This is a genomic window from Klebsiella sp. BIGb0399, assembly GCF_003752615.1.
Taxonomy (GTDB): Bacteria; Pseudomonadota; Gammaproteobacteria; order Enterobacterales; family Enterobacteriaceae; genus Klebsiella; species Klebsiella lignicola.
On the sequence record NZ_RKHT01000005.1, the window covers coordinates 710,279 to 726,141 of the forward strand.

The 15,863-nt window shown below is 61.1% G+C and carries 14 protein-coding genes; 7 read left to right on the plus strand and 7 right to left on the minus strand.

The annotated features are described in order from the left end of the window. Window positions 1-3: 3 nt before the first annotated feature. Both benC and benD read left to right on the plus strand, forming a co-directional pair. Complete coding sequence (gene benC, locus EDF82_RS03685; RefSeq protein ID WP_123754248.1) at window positions 4-1,017, plus strand: benzoate 1,2-dioxygenase electron transfer component BenC; 1,014 nt, start codon at window positions 4-6, stop codon at window positions 1,015-1,017. Window positions 1,018-1,026: 9 nt separating this feature from the next. After that, window positions 1,027-1,800, plus strand: a complete 774-nt coding sequence (gene benD / locus EDF82_RS03690; protein WP_123754249.1) for a benzoate diol dehydrogenase BenD — start codon at window positions 1,027-1,029, stop codon at window positions 1,798-1,800. Here benD and yddG read toward each other — a convergent pair. Continuing rightward, the gene (yddG, locus tag EDF82_RS03695) at window positions 1,797-2,675 is read right to left on the minus strand and encodes an aromatic amino acid DMT transporter YddG (protein WP_123754250.1); all 879 of its coding nucleotides are present in this window, start codon (window positions 2,673-2,675) and stop codon (window positions 1,797-1,799) included. The two genes, benD and yddG, sit on opposite strands and share 4 nt — an antisense overlap. A gap of 223 nt (window positions 2,676-2,898) precedes the next feature. Between yddG and fdnG the strand changes: the two genes are divergently transcribed. Genes fdnG through fdnI form a run of 3 tightly spaced genes read left to right on the plus strand, consistent with a single transcriptional unit; the run spans window position 2,899 to window position 7,503 of the window. Then, window positions 2,899-5,946 carry a formate dehydrogenase-N subunit alpha gene (gene fdnG / locus EDF82_RS03705; RefSeq protein WP_148060376.1) on the plus strand — a complete coding sequence of 1,016 codons (3,048 nt, stop codon included), beginning with the start codon at window positions 2,899-2,901 and terminating at the stop codon, window positions 5,944-5,946. Window positions 5,947-5,957: 11 nt separating this feature from the next. Then, window positions 5,958-6,842: a formate dehydrogenase subunit beta gene (fdxH, locus tag EDF82_RS03710; RefSeq protein ID WP_123754253.1), complete on the plus strand. Its 885-nt coding sequence runs from the start codon at window positions 5,958-5,960 to the stop codon at window positions 6,840-6,842. Further along, a complete protein-coding gene (gene fdnI / locus EDF82_RS03715; protein WP_123754254.1) occupies window positions 6,835-7,503 on the plus strand; it encodes a formate dehydrogenase-N subunit gamma in 669 nt (222 codons plus the stop codon). The genes fdxH and fdnI overlap by 8 nt, the downstream gene beginning before the upstream one ends. Window positions 7,504-7,580: 77 nt before the next feature. Here the strand turns inward: fdnI and ppk2 are convergent, their stop codons facing one another. Further along, window positions 7,581-8,399 carry a polyphosphate kinase 2 gene (gene ppk2 / locus EDF82_RS03720; RefSeq protein WP_123754255.1) on the minus strand — a complete coding sequence of 273 codons (819 nt, stop codon included), beginning with the start codon at window positions 8,397-8,399 and terminating at the stop codon, window positions 7,581-7,583. A 264-nt stretch (window positions 8,400-8,663) separates the two neighbouring features. Here ppk2 and EDF82_RS03725 point away from each other — a divergent pair, with 264 nt between their 5' ends. Together EDF82_RS03725 and araJ are read left to right on the plus strand one after the other, a co-directional pair. Further along, a complete protein-coding gene (locus EDF82_RS03725; protein ID WP_123754256.1) occupies window positions 8,664-8,996 on the plus strand; it encodes a YMGG-like glycine zipper-containing protein in 333 nt (110 codons plus the stop codon). Window positions 8,997-9,209: 213 nt separating this feature from the next. Beyond that, the gene (gene araJ / locus EDF82_RS03730; protein WP_123754257.1) at window positions 9,210-10,379 is read left to right on the plus strand and encodes an MFS transporter AraJ; all 1,170 of its coding nucleotides are present in this window, start codon (window positions 9,210-9,212) and stop codon (window positions 10,377-10,379) included. Here the strand turns inward: araJ and EDF82_RS03735 are convergent. The 5 genes from EDF82_RS03735 to EDF82_RS03755 are packed head-to-tail and all read right to left on the minus strand — an operon-like array spanning window position 10,376 to window position 15,858. Then, window positions 10,376-11,470: an alkylhydroperoxidase domain protein gene (locus EDF82_RS03735; RefSeq protein ID WP_123754258.1), complete on the minus strand. Its 1,095-nt coding sequence runs from the start codon at window positions 11,468-11,470 to the stop codon at window positions 10,376-10,378. The two genes, araJ and EDF82_RS03735, sit on opposite strands and share 4 nt — an antisense overlap. An 8-nt stretch (window positions 11,471-11,478) precedes the next feature. Beyond that, window positions 11,479-12,468, minus strand: coding sequence for a putative FMN-dependent luciferase-like monooxygenase (locus EDF82_RS03740; RefSeq protein WP_123754259.1), 990 nt, complete (start codon window positions 12,466-12,468; stop codon window positions 11,479-11,481). Continuing rightward, a complete protein-coding gene (locus EDF82_RS03745; RefSeq protein ID WP_123754260.1) occupies window positions 12,465-14,069 on the minus strand; it encodes an ABC transporter ATP-binding protein in 1,605 nt (534 codons plus the stop codon). Before EDF82_RS03745 ends, EDF82_RS03740 begins: the two co-directional genes overlap by 4 nt. Continuing rightward, on the minus strand, window positions 14,066-14,917 hold the full coding sequence (locus tag EDF82_RS03750; RefSeq protein WP_123754261.1) for an ABC transporter permease: 852 nt from the start codon (window positions 14,915-14,917) through the stop codon (window positions 14,066-14,068). The genes EDF82_RS03745 and EDF82_RS03750 overlap by 4 nt, the downstream gene beginning before the upstream one ends. Next, a complete protein-coding gene (locus tag EDF82_RS03755) occupies window positions 14,914-15,858 on the minus strand; it encodes an ABC transporter permease (protein WP_123754262.1) in 945 nt (314 codons plus the stop codon). The genes EDF82_RS03750 and EDF82_RS03755 overlap by 4 nt, the downstream gene beginning before the upstream one ends. Between the last annotated feature and the right edge of the window lie 5 nt (window positions 15,859-15,863).

Below are 15,863 nucleotides of genomic sequence, written 5' to 3' on the forward strand. Positions count from 1 at the left end.
GTTATGTTTACTATCGCACTCAATTTTGAAGATGGCATCACCCGCTTTATCCACTGCAATGCCGGGGAAAAGGTGCTGGATGCCGCCTATCGCCAGAAGGTTAATCTGCCGATGGACTGCTCGGACGGGGTCTGCGGCACCTGTAAATGCCACTGCGCCAGCGGCGAGTACGGTATGGGAGATGACTATCTGGAGGAGGCGCTGAGCGAGGATGAGGCCGATGCCCGTCAGGTGCTGACCTGCCAGATGGTGCCCACCAGCGACTGCATCATTGATGTCCCGGTCGCGGCAGCGCAGTGCAAAACCGCCCTGACCAGCATCGGCGCAGAGGTCGTAGAGGTCACGCTGCTGTCGGACACCGCCATTGAACTGGTGGTGAACCTGGACGAGGTGCTGGCCTTTTTACCGGGGCAATACGTGTCGATTCAGGTGCCGGGAACCCCTCACAGCCGCGCCTATTCCTTCAGTTCGCTGGCCGGCGAGCGTGAAGGGCGTTTCCTGATCCGTAACGTCCCCGGCGGCATGATGAGCCAGTGGCTGACCCAAAAGGCGCAGCCGGGCGATCGCCTGACCCTGAGCGGCCCGATGGGCAGTTTCTACCTGCGCAACGGCGAACGTCCGCTGCTGTTGCTGGCGGGCGGTACCGGCCTGGCGCCGCTGCTGTCGATGCTGCACACCCTGGCGCGGCAAGGTAATACCCGCCCGGTGACGCTGCTGTACGGCGTGACCCGGGATTGTGACCTGGTGAAAACCGAGGCGCTGGAGGCCTTTGTCGGCCAGCTGCCGGGCTATCGCTGGCTGCCGGTGGTGGCCGATGAGCACAGCGCCTGCCCGCAGCGCGGCTTCGTTACCGAACATCTTGATGAGGCGATCCTCAACGACGGCGATGTGGACATTTACCTGTGCGGCCCGCCGCCGATGGTGAACGCGGTATCCACCGCGTTGCGTGAACGGGGAATTAACCCTGCCGGTTTCTGGTACGAGAAATTTAACGCCAGCCAGAGTGCGGCGGCATAAGGAGTAGGTATGCGTTTTCAACATAAAGTGGTGGCGATCACCGGCGCCGCGCAGGGCATCGGACGCCAGACCGCCGAGCAGGCCGCCCGCGAAGGGGCAAAGCTGTTGCTGATTGACCGCTCGGGCTATGTCCACGAGCTGGCGGCCACGCTGGTGCAGCAGGGCAGCGAAGTGCTGGCCCTTGAGGCGGATCTTGAACAGTGGGAGAGCACCGAGCAGGCCTTTGCCACCGGCGTCGCCCATTTTGGCCGCCTCGATGTGGTGATCAATAACATCGGCGGCACGATTTGGGCGCGACCGTTTGCTGAGTATCAGCCGGACCAGATCGAAAAAGAGATCCGTCGCTCGCTGTTTCCGACCCTGTGGGGCTGCCGGGCGGCGCTGCCGTGGATGCTGAAACAGGGGAAAGGCAGCATTGTGAACGTCTCGTCTGTCGCCACGGCGGGGGTTAACCGGGTGCCGTACTCTGCGGCGAAAGGCGGGGTCAATGCCCTGACCCGTTCCATTGCCATGGAGTACAGCCACAGCGGGATCCGCATCAACGCCGTGGCGCCGGGCGGCACCGATGCCCCGGCGCGGGTAACGCCGCGCAACAGCGAAACGCCGACGGCGCAGGAGCAGGCATGGTATCAGCAGGTGGTCGATCAGACCGTCGACAGCAGCCTGATGCATCGCTACGGAACGCTGGCGGAACAGGCGAACGCGATCCTGTTTCTCGCCAGCGATGAGGCCAGCTATATCACCGGGGTGACGCTACCGGTGGCCGGTGGCGACCTCGGCTAGCGCCGGGTGGCGGACCAGCAGAGCAGGGAGCCGGCGCAGACCATGCCGGCCCCTTGCCAGAATGACCAGGATAACGCCGCGCTGAGCAGCACCGCCGCCAGCGCCGACGAGAGCACCGGCGTGAAGTAGGAGGCGGCGGCCAGCAGGCTGACGTTGCCATTGAGGATCCCGACGTTCCAGGCGGCATAGCCGAAACCTAACGCCACTGCACACATCACCAGCTTCACCACCACCGGCCAGCTGAACAGCATCGGCGGTTGCTCGCTGAACAGGAATTTCAGCCACAGGGTCAGGGCGGTTAATAAGACAAACAGGGTAATGCCGTTGTGGCCTTTCGCATATTTGGCGGTGACCGTGCAATAGGTCGCCCAGATAAAGGCGCCAATAAACGCCAGAATATAGCTCAGGGGGCTGGAAATGACGTTGCGGGAAATTTCATCAACATTCAGACCGTGCTCACCGCCTAATACCCAGACGACCCCAAGTAGCGCCAGCAGCAAGCCGGGAATAATCAGCCAGTTTGTTTTTTGGCGATTAAACAAAATGGCAAATAAAATGGTCAGGCTGGGCCAGAGATAATTCACCATGCCGACTTCAATGGCCTGCTGGCGGCTACCGGCAAAGCCTAACGACAGCGCCAGACACAGCTCATAGCTGACGAACAGCACGCTACCGGCCAGCAGATAGGGGCGCGGGATCTGCCGCAGGCGGGGAAAACCGACGGTCACCAGCAGCAATAACCCGCTGAGTGTATAAATCATTGCCGCGCCGCCCACCGGGCCTAACCCTTCGCTGACCCCACGAATTAAACCAACCATCGTACTCCATAGCACAATGGCGGCCAGGCCGATCAGCGTTGCTTTTTTCTTTTCCATGTCCAACCAGACAGCAATATTTATCAAGAGTCGATTTATAACATTTTTTTATTCCCGGTGGTCCCTATTTTCCATTCGGCGTAATACCTAGGGAGTAAGCAACGCCGGCGCCCCTGACTATTAAGGGGGCGTCGCTTTTCGACATTGATTTGACGCAAAAAAAACGCCGACATTGCTGTTAATTTCCCTGGCGATAAACATGCATCCTGAAGGGAGAAAACCAATGGACGTCAGCCGCAGAAGGTTTTTCAAAATCTGCGCAGGCGGTATGGCCGGAACCACCGCTGCTGCGCTGGGCTTTGCACCCAAAATGGCACTGGCTCAGGCGCGAAATTATAAATTATTGCGCGCCAAAGAGATCCGCAACACCTGCACATACTGCTCCGTGGGCTGCGGGCTATTAATGTATAGCCTGGGCGACGGCGCGAAGAACGCCAAAGAAGCGATTTACCATATCGAAGGGGACCCGGATCATCCGGTAAGCCGGGGCGCGCTCTGTCCGAAAGGCGCGGGGCTGCTCGATTATGTGCACAGTGAAAACCGTCTGCGTTACCCGGAATACCGCGCGCCAGGATCGGATAAATGGCAGCGCCTCTCCTGGGATGAGGCCTTCAGCCGCATCGCCAGACTAATGAAAGCCGACCGCGATGCCCACTTTATCGAAACCAATGAGCAGGGGGTAACGGTCAACCGCTGGCTGTCTACCGGGATGCTGTGCGCCTCGGCGGCCAGCAATGAAACCGGCATGCTGACGCAGAAGTTTGTGCGCTCCCTCGGCATGCTGGCGGTGGATAACCAGGCGCGCGTCTGACACGGACCAACGGTAGCAAGTCTTGCTCCAACATTTGGTCGCGGTGCGATGACCAACCACTGGGTTGATATCAAAAACGCTAACGTCGTGATGGTGATGGGCGGCAACGCCGCTGAGGCCCATCCGGTGGGATTCCGCTGGGCGATGGAGGCAAAAAACAATAACGATGCGACGCTCATCGTCGTTGACCCGCGTTTCACCCGTACCGCATCGGTAGCCGATATCTATGCGCCGATTCGCTCCGGCACCGACATTACGTTCCTGTCGGGGGTGCTGCTGTACCTGATTGAAAATAACGCCATCAATGCCGAGTACGTCAGGCACTACACCAACGCCAGCCTGCTGGTGCGCGATGACTTTACCTTCGACGACGGCCTGTTCAGCGGTTATGACGCGGAAAAACGCCAGTACGATAAATCCTCGTGGAACTACCAGTTCGATGAGAACGGCTACGCCAGACGCGATGACACCCTGAACCACCCGCGCTGCGTGTGGAACCTGCTGAAGCAGCACGTTTCCCGCTATACGCCGGAGGTCGTGGAAAACATCTGCGGCACGCCGAAAGCCGACTTCCTTAAAGTATGCGAAGTGCTGGCCTCCACCAGTGCGGCGGACCGGACCACCACCTTCCTGTATGCCCTTGGCTGGACCCAGCATACCGTCGGGGCGCAGAACATCCGCACCATGGCGATGATCCAGCTGCTGCTCGGCAATATGGGAATGGCGGGGGGCGGCGTCAACGCCCTGCGCGGACACTCCAATATCCAGGGCTTAACCGACCTCGGCCTGCTGTCGACCAGCCTGCCGGGCTACCTGACGCTGCCGTCGGAAAAACAGACCGATCTGCACAGCTGGCTGACGGCCAATACCCCTACGGCAACCCGGCCCGATCAGGTCAACTACTGGAGCAACTATCCGAAGTTTGCGGTCAGCCTGATGAAATCGTTCTACGGCGACGCGGCGCAGAAAGACAACGACTGGGGCTTTAACTGGTTGCCGAAATGGGACCAGGCCTACGACGTTATCAAGTATTTCAACATGATGGATAACGGCAAGGTCTCGGGATATATCTGCCAGGGCTTTAACCCGGTGGCCTCCTTCCCGGACAAAAACAAGGTCGTGCGCAGCCTGAGCAAGCTGAAGTACATGGTGGTTATCGACCCGCTGGTCACCGAAACCTCCACCTTCTGGCAGAACCACGGCGAGATGAACGATGTGGATCCGGCGGCGATTCAGACCGAAGTGTTCCGTCTGCCTTCCACCTGTTTTGCCGAAGAGGACGGTTCGATTGCCAACTCCGGGCGCTGGCTGCAGTGGCACTGGAAAGGTCAGGATGCGCCGGGGGAAGCACGCAACGACGGCGAGATTCTGGCCGGCATTTATCACCGTCTGCGCGAGATGTATCGCCGCGAAGGTGGCAAAGGCGCCGAACCGCTGCTGAAGATGCGCTGGGACTATCATCAGCCGGATCATCCGCAATCGGAAGAGGTGGCGAAAGAGAACAACGGTTACGCGCTGGCGGACCTCTACGACAGCAACGGCACGCTGCTGGCGAAAAAAGGCCAGCTGCTGAACAGCTTCGCGCTGCTGCGTGACGACGGCACCACCGCGTCATCGTGCTGGATTTACAGCGGCAGCTGGACGGCGCAGGGCAACCAGATGGCGAACCGTGATAACGCCGACCCGTCGGGGCTGGGCAACACCCTCGGCTGGGCCTGGGCCTGGCCGCTCAACCGTCGGGTGCTCTACAACCGCGCCTCGGCGGATATCCACGGCAAGCCGTGGGACGCCAAACGGATGCTGATCCAGTGGGACGGCAGCCGCTGGAGCGGCAACGACATTCCGGACTTCAATAACGCCGCGCCGGGCAGCAACACCGGGCCGTTTATCATGCAGCCGGAAGGGCTGGGGCGTCTGTTTGCCCTCGATAAACTGGCGGAAGGGCCGTTCCCGGAACACTACGAGCCGATGGAAACGCCGTTGGGGACCAACCCGCTGCATCCGCAGGTGGTCTCCAGTCCGGTGGTGCGGCTGTACGAGGAAGATGCCCGTCGTTTAGGCAAGAAGGATCGCTTCCCGTACGTCGGGACCACCTATCGCCTGACCGAGCACTTCCACACCTGGACCAAGCATGCGCGGCTTAACGCAATTGCTCAGCCACAGCAGTTCGTGGAAATCAGCGAAGGCCTGGCGAAAGCGAAAGGAATTGCCAACGGCGATCGCGTGACGGTCAGCAGCCAGCGCGGCTTTATTCGCGCGGTGGCGGTAGTGACCCGGCGTCTGCGTACGCTGCAGGTCCACGGTCAGGAGGTCGAAACCGTCGGCATCCCGCTGCACTGGGGTTATGAAGGGGTGGCGCAAAAAGGCTATATCGCCAATACCCTGACGCCAAACGTCGGCGATGCCAACTCGCAAACGCCGGAGTATAAGGCGTTCCTGGTCAACATCGAGAAAGCGTAAGGAGCGACTTTATGGCGATGGAAACACAAGACATTCTCAAACGCTCCGCCACCAACCCGATAACACCCGCGCCTCGTGCGCGGGACGATAAAGCGGAAGTGGCCAAGCTTATCGATGTGACCTCCTGTGTGGGCTGTAAAGCCTGCCAGGTGGCCTGCTCCGAGTGGAACGATATCCGCGACGAAGTGGGGCACTGCGTCGGGGTGTACGATAATCCCGCCGATCTGAGCGCCAAATCCTGGACGGTGATGCGTTTTAGCGAAACCGAGCAGAACGGCAAGCTGGAGTGGCTGATCCGCAAAGACGGCTGTATGCACTGCGAGGATCCGGGCTGCCTGAAAGCCTGTCCGTCCGCCGGAGCGATCGTGCAGTACGCCAACGGCATTGTCGATTTTCAGCAGGACAACTGTATCGGCTGCGGCTACTGCATTGCCGGCTGCCCGTTCAACGTGCCGCGCCTGAATAAGGCCGATAACCGGGTCTACAAATGCACCCTCTGCGTGGATCGCGTCAGCGTCGGCCAGGAGCCAGCCTGCGTGAAAACCTGCCCGACCGGCGCCATTCATTTCGGCAGCAAGAAAGAGATGCTGGAGGTGGCGCAGGCGCGGGTCGACAAGCTAAAAAAACGCGGCTATCTGCAGGCGGGGCTGTACAACCCGCCAGGGGTGGGCGGTACCCACGTGATGTATGTGCTGCACCACGCCGACCAGCCGGAGCTGTATCACAACCTGCCGAAAAACCCGCAGATTGATACCAGCATTAACCTGTGGAAAGGGGCGCTGAAACCGCTGTCGGCGGCGGGCTTTATCGTTACCTTCGCCGGGCTTATCTATCACTACATCGGCATTGGCCCTAACAAGGAAGTGGACGACGACGAGGAGGAACATGATGCATAAATCGAAAATGATAGTGCGCACCAGGTTTATTGACCGCGCCTGTCACTGGACGGTGGTGATCTGCTTCTTTCTGGTGGCGCTGTCGGGAATTTCGTTCTTCTTCCCGACGCTACAATGGCTGACGGAAACCTTCGGAACGCCGCAGATGGGGCGCATTTTGCACCCCTTCTTCGGGGTGGCGATCTTCCTGGCGCTGATGCTGATGTTCGTGCGCTTTGTAAAGCATAACATCCCGGACAAGCAGGATATCCCGTGGCTTAAAGGCATCGTCGAGGTGCTGAAGGGCAATGAGCATAAGGTAGCCCGCGTCGGGAAATATAACGCCGGGCAGAAGATGATGTTCTGGACCATCATGAGCATGATTTTCGTGCTGCTGGTGACCGGGGTAATTATCTGGCGGCCTTACTTTGCCTCCTACTTCCCGATCCAGCTGGTCCGCTACAGCCTGCTGATCCATGCGACCTCGGCGATTATTTTGATTCACGCCATCCTGATCCATATGTATATGGCGTTCTGGGTCAAAGGGTCGATTAAGGGGATGGTCGAAGGGAAGGTGAGCCGTCGCTGGGCGCAGAAGCACCACCCGCGCTGGTACCGTGATGTCGAACGTCTGGAAGCGAAAAAAGAGAGCAGTGAAGGGATCGCCTCCCGGCGTTCCTGATCGTTATCTTTTGGCCTTCACGCCGCGCGTCCCGCCTCAGGCGTTAACCTTGAGGCGGGACGTCGTCGCGGGCGCCGTCAAAAATCCTCGCGAATAAAACGGAACGGATAGTCGGCGGTTTTCACTTTGCCGATTTTGCGTTTCGGCAATTTGACCGGTTCCGGATGCAGGCTCTTGTAGGGAATGTGCGACAGCAGATGGGTAATGATATTCAGCCGGACGCGTTTTTTCTCTTCCGAGCGGGCGACAAACCACGGCGCCCAGGCGGTGTCGGTGGCGGCAAACATCGCATCCCGGGCGAGGGTGTACTCATCCCAGCGGTTAAACGACTTGATATCCATCGGCGACAGTTTCCAGATTTTACGCCCGTCATTGATGCGATCCCGTAGCCTGCGTTCCTGCTCTTCCGGGGTCACTTCCAGCCAGTATTTCAGCAGGATAATCCCCGATTCCACCATCGAGCGTTCTACCAGCGGCGCGCCCTGCAGAAACTTCTCCACTTCATCGTCGGTACAAAAGCCCATTACCCGCTCGACGCCCGCCCGGTTATACCAACTGCGGTCGAAAATCACGATTTCCCCGGCCGCAGGCAGGTGCGGAATATAGCGTTGGAAATAGAGCTGGGTTTTTTCTTTGTCGGTTGGCGCCGGGAGCGCCACCACCCGAAACACTCGCGGGCTGACCCGCTCGGTGATCGCCTTGATGGTGCCGCCTTTACCGGCGCCGTCGCGGCCTTCAAAGACGATGCAGACCTTGAGGCCCTGGCTGACCACCCACTGCTGTAATTTGACCAGTTCAACGTGAAGCTTCCGCAGCGCCTTTTCATAGGTTTTGTCGTCGAGAGGCTTCATGTTGCTGGCGCCGGCAACGCCCTTGGTCTTCTTTTTGTTTCCCATGGTTATCGCTCCATCAGGTGAGGGAATGGGACAGGTGTTGTGTAAAGTGTAAACAGCAACGGCGATTTGCGCGGACTTTATTAGATTTCCGCCGCTTAGCCCGAATGCCGGACACGCCGTGATGGTGGTGAAAGTCCAGAATTGGACAAACTAGCGCTTTTTATTGGTCAGGGCGGCGCATACCGTGAGCATGACGTATTGAAAATGGACCAGGTGGTCCGGCTGCCGGATGTCAACGGCAGCGCACTAACAAGGAACTGACTGATGAAATCAGCACAAGGTATGGCAATTCTTCTGGGTTGTGCACTGGCTTTTTCCGCCAGCGCTATGGACAAAACGGCCGGTGGCGCCGCCGCCGGTGCCGCCGTCGGGGCGTTAACCGGTAAAAGCGTGCGTTCGACGCTGCAGGGCGCGGTGGTCGGCGGCGGCGTTGGCGCGATGACCGAGCACGGTGACAAAGGCAAAGCGGCGCGGACCGGCGGAGCCATTGGGGCGGCGGTTGGTGCGGGTGCCGCGGTGGTCACCGGCAATAGTGCGCTGAAAGGCGCGGCGCTGGGCGCCGGTGCCGGAGGGATGATCGGCAAAGCCTCCGATTAATTGAGTTCAGCCGTATGGCTTCGGCGATACGGCTGCCTGCGCTGTTTCCCCGTTTTATTTCCCCCACTGAACGACCTCGTGCTGGCCCCTTACGGGCATGCAGGGATTGGGCCATTTGATGGACAATCGGGTCACCACGTGTTTTTGTCTGGTCTGCCACTACGCGATGGTCAATAATGCCGGTCGCAAATCCAAAAACATGTGATGACCTGAATGAAAAAGACGATTTTTTCGCTGGCGCTGGGCACCTTTGGCCTGGGGATGGCGGAATTTGGCATTATGGGCGTGCTGCCGGAAATTGCCCATGATGTCGGGATCTCGATTCCCGCCGCCGGGAATATGATTTCGTATTATGCGTTTGGCGTGGTTATTGGCGCCCCGGTGATGGCGCTGTTTTCCAGTCGTTACTCCTTAAAGTCGGTCATGCTGTTCCTCGCCGCGCTCTGTATTATCGGGAATACCCTGTTTACCTTCTCCTCCAGCTATCCGATGCTGGCGCTGGGCCGTCTGGTGTCCGGCTTCCCGCACGGGGCCTTTTTTGGCGTCGGGGCGATTATTCTGTCGAAGGTCGCGCCGCCGGGAAAAGTGACCGCGGCGGTCGCCGGGATGATCGCCGGGATGACGGTTGCCAACCTTATTGGCGTGCCCGCCGGGACCTGGCTCGGGCATCAGTTCAGCTGGCGCTATACCTTTATGGCCATCGCCCTGTTTAACGTGGCGGTGCTGGTGTCGATCCTCTGGTGGGTTCCGACCCTGTTCGACCGCTCGACGACGCGTCTGCGGGAACAATTTCACTTTCTTAAATCACCGGCACCGTGGCTGATCTTTGCCGCAACCATGTTTGGCAACGCCGGGGTATTCGCGTGGTTCAGCTATATCAAGCCGTTTATGATCAACGTCTCCGGGTTCTCTGAAAACGCGATGATCGCCATCATGATGCTGGTGGGGCTGGGGATGGTCATCGGCAACCTGCTGAGCGGTAAAATATCCGGCCGCTTCAGCCCGCTGCAGATTGCCACCGTCACCGACGGCGGCATTGTGTTACTGCTGTTGCTGATCTTCCTGTTCGGCGGGGTGAAAAGCGCCTCGCTGCTGCTGGCGTTTCTGTGCTGCGCCGGGCTGTTTGCGTTGGCCGCGCCGCTGCAAATCTTGCTGCTGCAAAACGCGCGCGGCGGCGAAATGCTTGGCGCCGCCGGCGGGCAAATCGCCTTTAATCTCGGTAGCGCCATCGGCGCCTTCTGCGGCGGAATGATGATCACCTACGGCTACGGCTGGAACGCGGTGACGCTCCCGGCGGCCTTGCTCTCATTCCTGGCGATGACCTCGTTGCTGATTTACGCCCGCTACCAGCGGGTACGCCTCGCGGCGGGCGTGGTCAGTTAAGCAATTTTCCACGGTTCGCCGAGGGTCAACATCAACCGGTTGGCCCAGGCGAAGAACGCCGCCGATTGCAGTAGATCCAGCTGAGCCAGGGTATCCAGACCCTGCTGCTCAAGCCCCGCAAGATGCGCGGCGTTCAGGGCCGGCGGCGTCACGGACAGGGCGGCGGCAAATTCGATTTGCGCCTGCCAGCGCGGCGACTGACCATCGCTCAACCGTTCCCCCGGCGTCACCGCCAGCAGGGTATCAACGGCGGTCTCCTCTTTTGCCAGTTGCGCCGCCTTACGGGCATGCACCGACGCGCAATAAATACAGCCGTTCACCTTACTGGCGACCGTGGCGGCCAGCTCTCGTTCCGCGCGCGGCAGGCCGCCAGGGGTATAGAAGATGCCTTTGTCGGTCAGGGTGCGCTGCTCCAGCAGCGGCTGATTGCGCGCCAGCAGACGGAAATATGGGGAGTCAGAGTGGCCAAATTTCGCCAGCGTCTGCTGCTCGGCCTCGCTGAACTCCGCCAGCGGTTTGGCGTCCAGCCAGGGTTCCCAGTTCAGCTCCTCGCGGGTGAAATGTACCGGGGCCGGCTTGCCGCTCAGCGTGTGCGGCGTGGTGTGCCAGAAACCGGCGGCGACTGGCGTCGCGGCGCTGGCGCTGGTTTTGCCGTTCAGCAAGCGCAGGCCGTTAAGTAGCCGGCTCTGGAAACTGACGAACGCAATCAGCTGAGCGAGGGTGACGATGCCTCGCGAGGTCCAGCCGGCGCGGGTTAGCGCCTGTATCGCCGCAGGCGTGGCTTCCACCGGCGTGAAGGTTAACAGGCGGGCAAACGCCAGCGCCGGCGTCAGCCGCGCCGAGGTGGGATCGGCGAGGCCAAATCCGGCATAGTGGGCGGCCAGCGCGTCGGCCTGATGCAGCTTCGCCACTTTGGCGGCAATGGCGAAACGCTCATCCGGCGTAAAGTCCTCGTCCTGCTGGCTGAACAACACTTCATAGCTACCCTGAGCGTGGCGGGTTGCTGCCTCGCGCACGGCACGCGCCTCGGCCAATGGGGAATGCGGGGCGATCTCTGCCAGTTCGGCCAAAATATCCTGACTCAATGTCATGGTGACTCCTACCTTAGTTGCGGGGCGATATGCTGAGCGATCAGCTCAATGGAACGCAGGGTGTCGCGGTGCGATGGTTCAACGGAGTGCACCTGGAACGAAATATCGGTGACGCGGGCGAGGACGCTGTCCTGCGCCAGCGATGCCTGGACATGGTCGATATCACCGACGTGGGCGTCGAACTGTGCCAGATGGTATGTGACAGTGTCACCTATTACCTGATGGCCGGCGGCGCGATGGGCCGCCGCCTGCTGGCGCAACCCCGGTTCGGCGACCTGCAGGGCGTAGGCCTGGCTGTCGGCCACAAAGGCGGTGCGCGAGGCGAGGATGCGCGGGGCGATACCGGCGGGCAGCGCCGCGAGATAGGCATCGATCAGCGGATTCTGGATCGCATCCAGCGTTAAGTCCGGCTGTCCGGGCGGGCGTGGCTGAGTCCGGGAGAGCATTAAACCGTGACCGGCCTGGCCGGCACGAACGGCGCCCTCTATGGAAAAGGTCGCGATCCAGATCCGTTGTGCCAGCTGCGGCGCGGGAGGATAGAGATGATTGTCAGGATGGGCGAGAGAATCGCCGCGCCAGGCGCTGTGGATCAGATGCAGGTTGTCGGCGAAGGCCGCCCCGCGCTGCTCGCTGGTTAAGCCAAACGGCAGAAATGAGGTTGGCGTACCGCCGGAACCAAATCCAATCTCAAGCCGCCCGTCGGCCAATAAATCCAGCACCGCCGCGTCCTCGGCGACCCGCAGCGCATTTTCCATCGGCAGCGTAATAATGGCGGTACCGAGACGGATCCGCTCGGTCTGCGCCGCAACATGGGCGAGAAAAACCAGCGGTGAAGGCAGGCCGCCTTCTTGTTCGTGAAAGTGGTGCTGCGCCACCCACGCGCTGTCGAAGCCGAGGCGCTCGGCGTGACGAATCTGCTCGGTTGCCAGCCGGTAGCGCGCTTGCGGGGTGGCATGGTCCAGCAGGCGGGTGAAAAAGCCCAGGCGTTTACGCGTCATGCGATCTCCTTGCTGAGGGTGGATACGTGAGGAATGGCGGCGATGAGCTCGCGGGTGTAGTCGTGCTGGGGCTGGCTGAACAGGCGGCTGACCTCGCCGGACTCCACCACCTGTCCGGCGCGCAGCACCGTGACGCTCTGGGCGATGCGGCGTACCGTCGCCAGGTCGTGGGTAATAAACAGGTAGCTCAGCCCCAGTTGCTGTTGCAGCTGCTGAAGCAGGGCGAGGATCTGCGCCTGCACCGTGACGTCCAGCGCCGAGGTGGCTTCATCGAGGACCAGAATCGTCGGCTCCAGCACCAGCGCCCGGGCAATGGCCACCCGCTGACGCTGGCCGCCGGAGAGCTCGCGGGCGGTGCGTGTCAGCAGTTCTGGAGCCAGCGCGACCCGGGCGGCAACCGCCTCAACCCGGGCGCGGCGAAGCGCCGGGGGCAGCGGCTCAAAATTCTTCAGCGGCTCTTCGATAATCGCAAACAGCGTCTGGCGCGGGTCGAGGGAGGCGAACGGGTTCTGATAGACGAACTGAATTTTGCGCCGCAGCTGGCGCTGTGCCTCGCGGCTTAAATGACCAGCGTCGATCCCGTCAATGGCGATGTGCCCGCCGTCGGCGCGCTCAAAACCCAACAGGATCCGCGCCAGCGTGGTTTTTCCCGAACCAGATTCGCCCACCAGGGCGTGAGTCGTGCCGCGTCTGACCTCGAAACTGACCGCGTCCAGCGCCTGCAGCTGCCCGCTCCCCAGGGCAAAACGTTTACTGATATCGACGGCGCGGATCGCCGGGGTGCTCAGCGTATGGCGGCCCTTCACGACAGCGGTCAGCCGCTCGCCTTGCAGATCGCTCAGCAGCTGGCGGGTATAGGCGTGTTGCGGGGTGCGCACGACATCCGCCGTCAGGCCCTGTTCCTGAATTTCTCCGTGGCGAAAAACCAGCAGCCGGTCGGCGCGCTGGGCCGCCAGCGCCAGATCGTGGGTGACAAACAGCACCGCCGTTCCGGACTCCCGGCGTAGGGCATCAAGCAGGTCGAGAATGCGCTTTTGCACGGTGACATCCAGGGCGCTGGTCGGTTCGTCGGCAATAATCAAATCCGGTTTAAGAGCCACGGCGATGGCGATTAACACCCGCTGTTTCATGCCGCCGGAGAGCTGGTGCGGATACTGATTGAAGCGCTGTTCGGGGTGGCTGAGGCCGACTTTGGTTAACAGCGCCAGCACCTGCTGTTTACGTTCGAAGGCGCTGGTTTTCTGATGCAGGCTGAGGATTTCTGCGACCTGAGTGCCGATGGTTTGCACCGGGTTCAGGGCATTGCCGGGGTCCTGCGGGATCAGGCTAATGCGCGCGCCGCGCAGGTTATCGAGCCGCTTTCCTGACCAGCGGCTAATGTCCTCGCCGTTGATCTCGATGCGCCCGCTGTCGCGCCGGGCGTTGTCTGCCAGCAGGCCGATAATGGCCTGGGCGGTTGTGGTTTTGCCGGAACCGGATTCGCCGACCAGGGCCAGCATTTCGCCGGGGTTGAGGGTGAAGCTAACGTTATGCACCACTTCCTGCCAGCGTTGATGCGAGCGGTAGCTGATGCGCAGATTTTCCACGCGTAATACGTTCATGAGCGCTCTCCGGTAAATTGACGGCTGATGCGGTTTGCCGCCAGCACCACGGCGATCACCGCTACGCCGGGGAAGGTGGTCAGCCACCAGGCGGTCGACAGATAGTTCCGTCCTTCGGCAATCAGCAGCCCCCATTCCGGCACCGGCGGCGGGGTGCCGTAGCCGAGAAAGCTCAGGGTGGAGAGGGCGAGGATCGCCTGACCAAACTGTAAGGTGGCGAAGGCCAGCACGGCGGTTAGGGAGTTGGGCAAAATATGCCGCCAGAACACGGCGAAGAAGGTGCCGCCGCTGCCGAAGGCCGCCTCGACGTAGTCGCTGTGGCGCACGCGGACCACTTCCGCTCGCGCCAGACGGGCAAAACTGGCCACCGAGGCGGCCCCGACGGCCACCGCCGCGTTGACGGTGCCGAAACCGAGCAGAATGATCACCGTTAATGACAGCAGCAGCGACGGGATTGCCAGCAGCACGTCAACCAGGCGCATCACCAGCGATTCGACGCGTCCGGCCGCCGCACCGGCCAGGGTGCCGAGGGTGGTGCCGACCAGCAGCCCAATGGCGACCGCCGCCAGCGCCGCGGAAAGAGAGTGCACCGCGCCGTAGACGATCCGTGTCCACAGGTCGCGCCCGAGCTGGTCGGTGCCCAGCCAGTGCGCGGCCTGCGGTGGCAGACGTTGGGCGCCAGCGATGCCCTCCAGCGGATCGCCGGCGCTGAACCACTGTGGCGCCAGCGCCATCAACAGCGCGAGGATCATCACGCTCCAGGCCAGCCATAATCCCCGACGCCAGCGTAGCGGCTGGCGCAGCGGCGCCCGTCGACGGACGGCAGTGGCGTAATCAACAAGGCTCATACTGCCCCTCCGGTGACGGTGTTCAGACGAGGATCGAGCAACGGCATCAGCAGATCCACCAACAGGTTAATCAACACAAAGGCGAGGGCGGAGATCATCACCACCGCCTGTAACACCGCAATATCCTGATTGTTGACCGCCTGCTGGGTCAGCTGGCCCAGGCCGCCGCGGCCAAATACGGTTTCGGTGATTAAGGCGCCGGCAATCAGTTCCCCCAGCAGCAATCCGGCAATATTTAACACCGGCAGCAGGGCGTTACCGGTGACGTGTCGCCACAGGACGGCGGTTTCGCTCATCCCTTTGGCGCGGGCGACGGCGACAAACGGCTGGGCGGCTACATGGTCCATACTGCGCATCAGGATCTGCGCCAGCGGGGCGGAAATGGGCACCGCGACGGCAATAACCGGCAGAATCAACCCCTGCAACGGCCCCGGGTTGATCACCGGGATCCAGCGCAGCTGGAAGGAGAAAAGCTGAATCAGCGCGATGCCTAACCAGAAGGTCGGCAGCGAGATAAACAGCACCGGTAAGGATTGCAGGGCATTGCTCAGCCAGCGCAGGCCCGGCAGGCGTGCGGCAAAGGCCAGGCTGAACGCCAGCGCGATGGCGAGGATAAACGCCGGGACCGCCAGGCTCAGCGTATCCGGCAGGTTGCTGGCAAGCAGGGTGCTGACCGCGATCCCCGCCTGCAATGAATAGCCGAAATCCCCCTGCAACATTGCCGCTAAGGTGTGAAAATACTGGCGCCAGAGCGGACTGTCGGCCCCGTAGGCAAGGCGCATTTCGGCGATTTGTGCCGGACTGAGGCCGAGATCCGGATTCTGGAACTTGATCAACACCGCATCCCCCGGCAGCACCTGCAGCAGCACGAAGGAGAGGGTGAACGCTGCCCACAGCACCAGTAAACCGGAGCCGAGACGGCGCAGAAGGTGGTGGCTCATTCGAG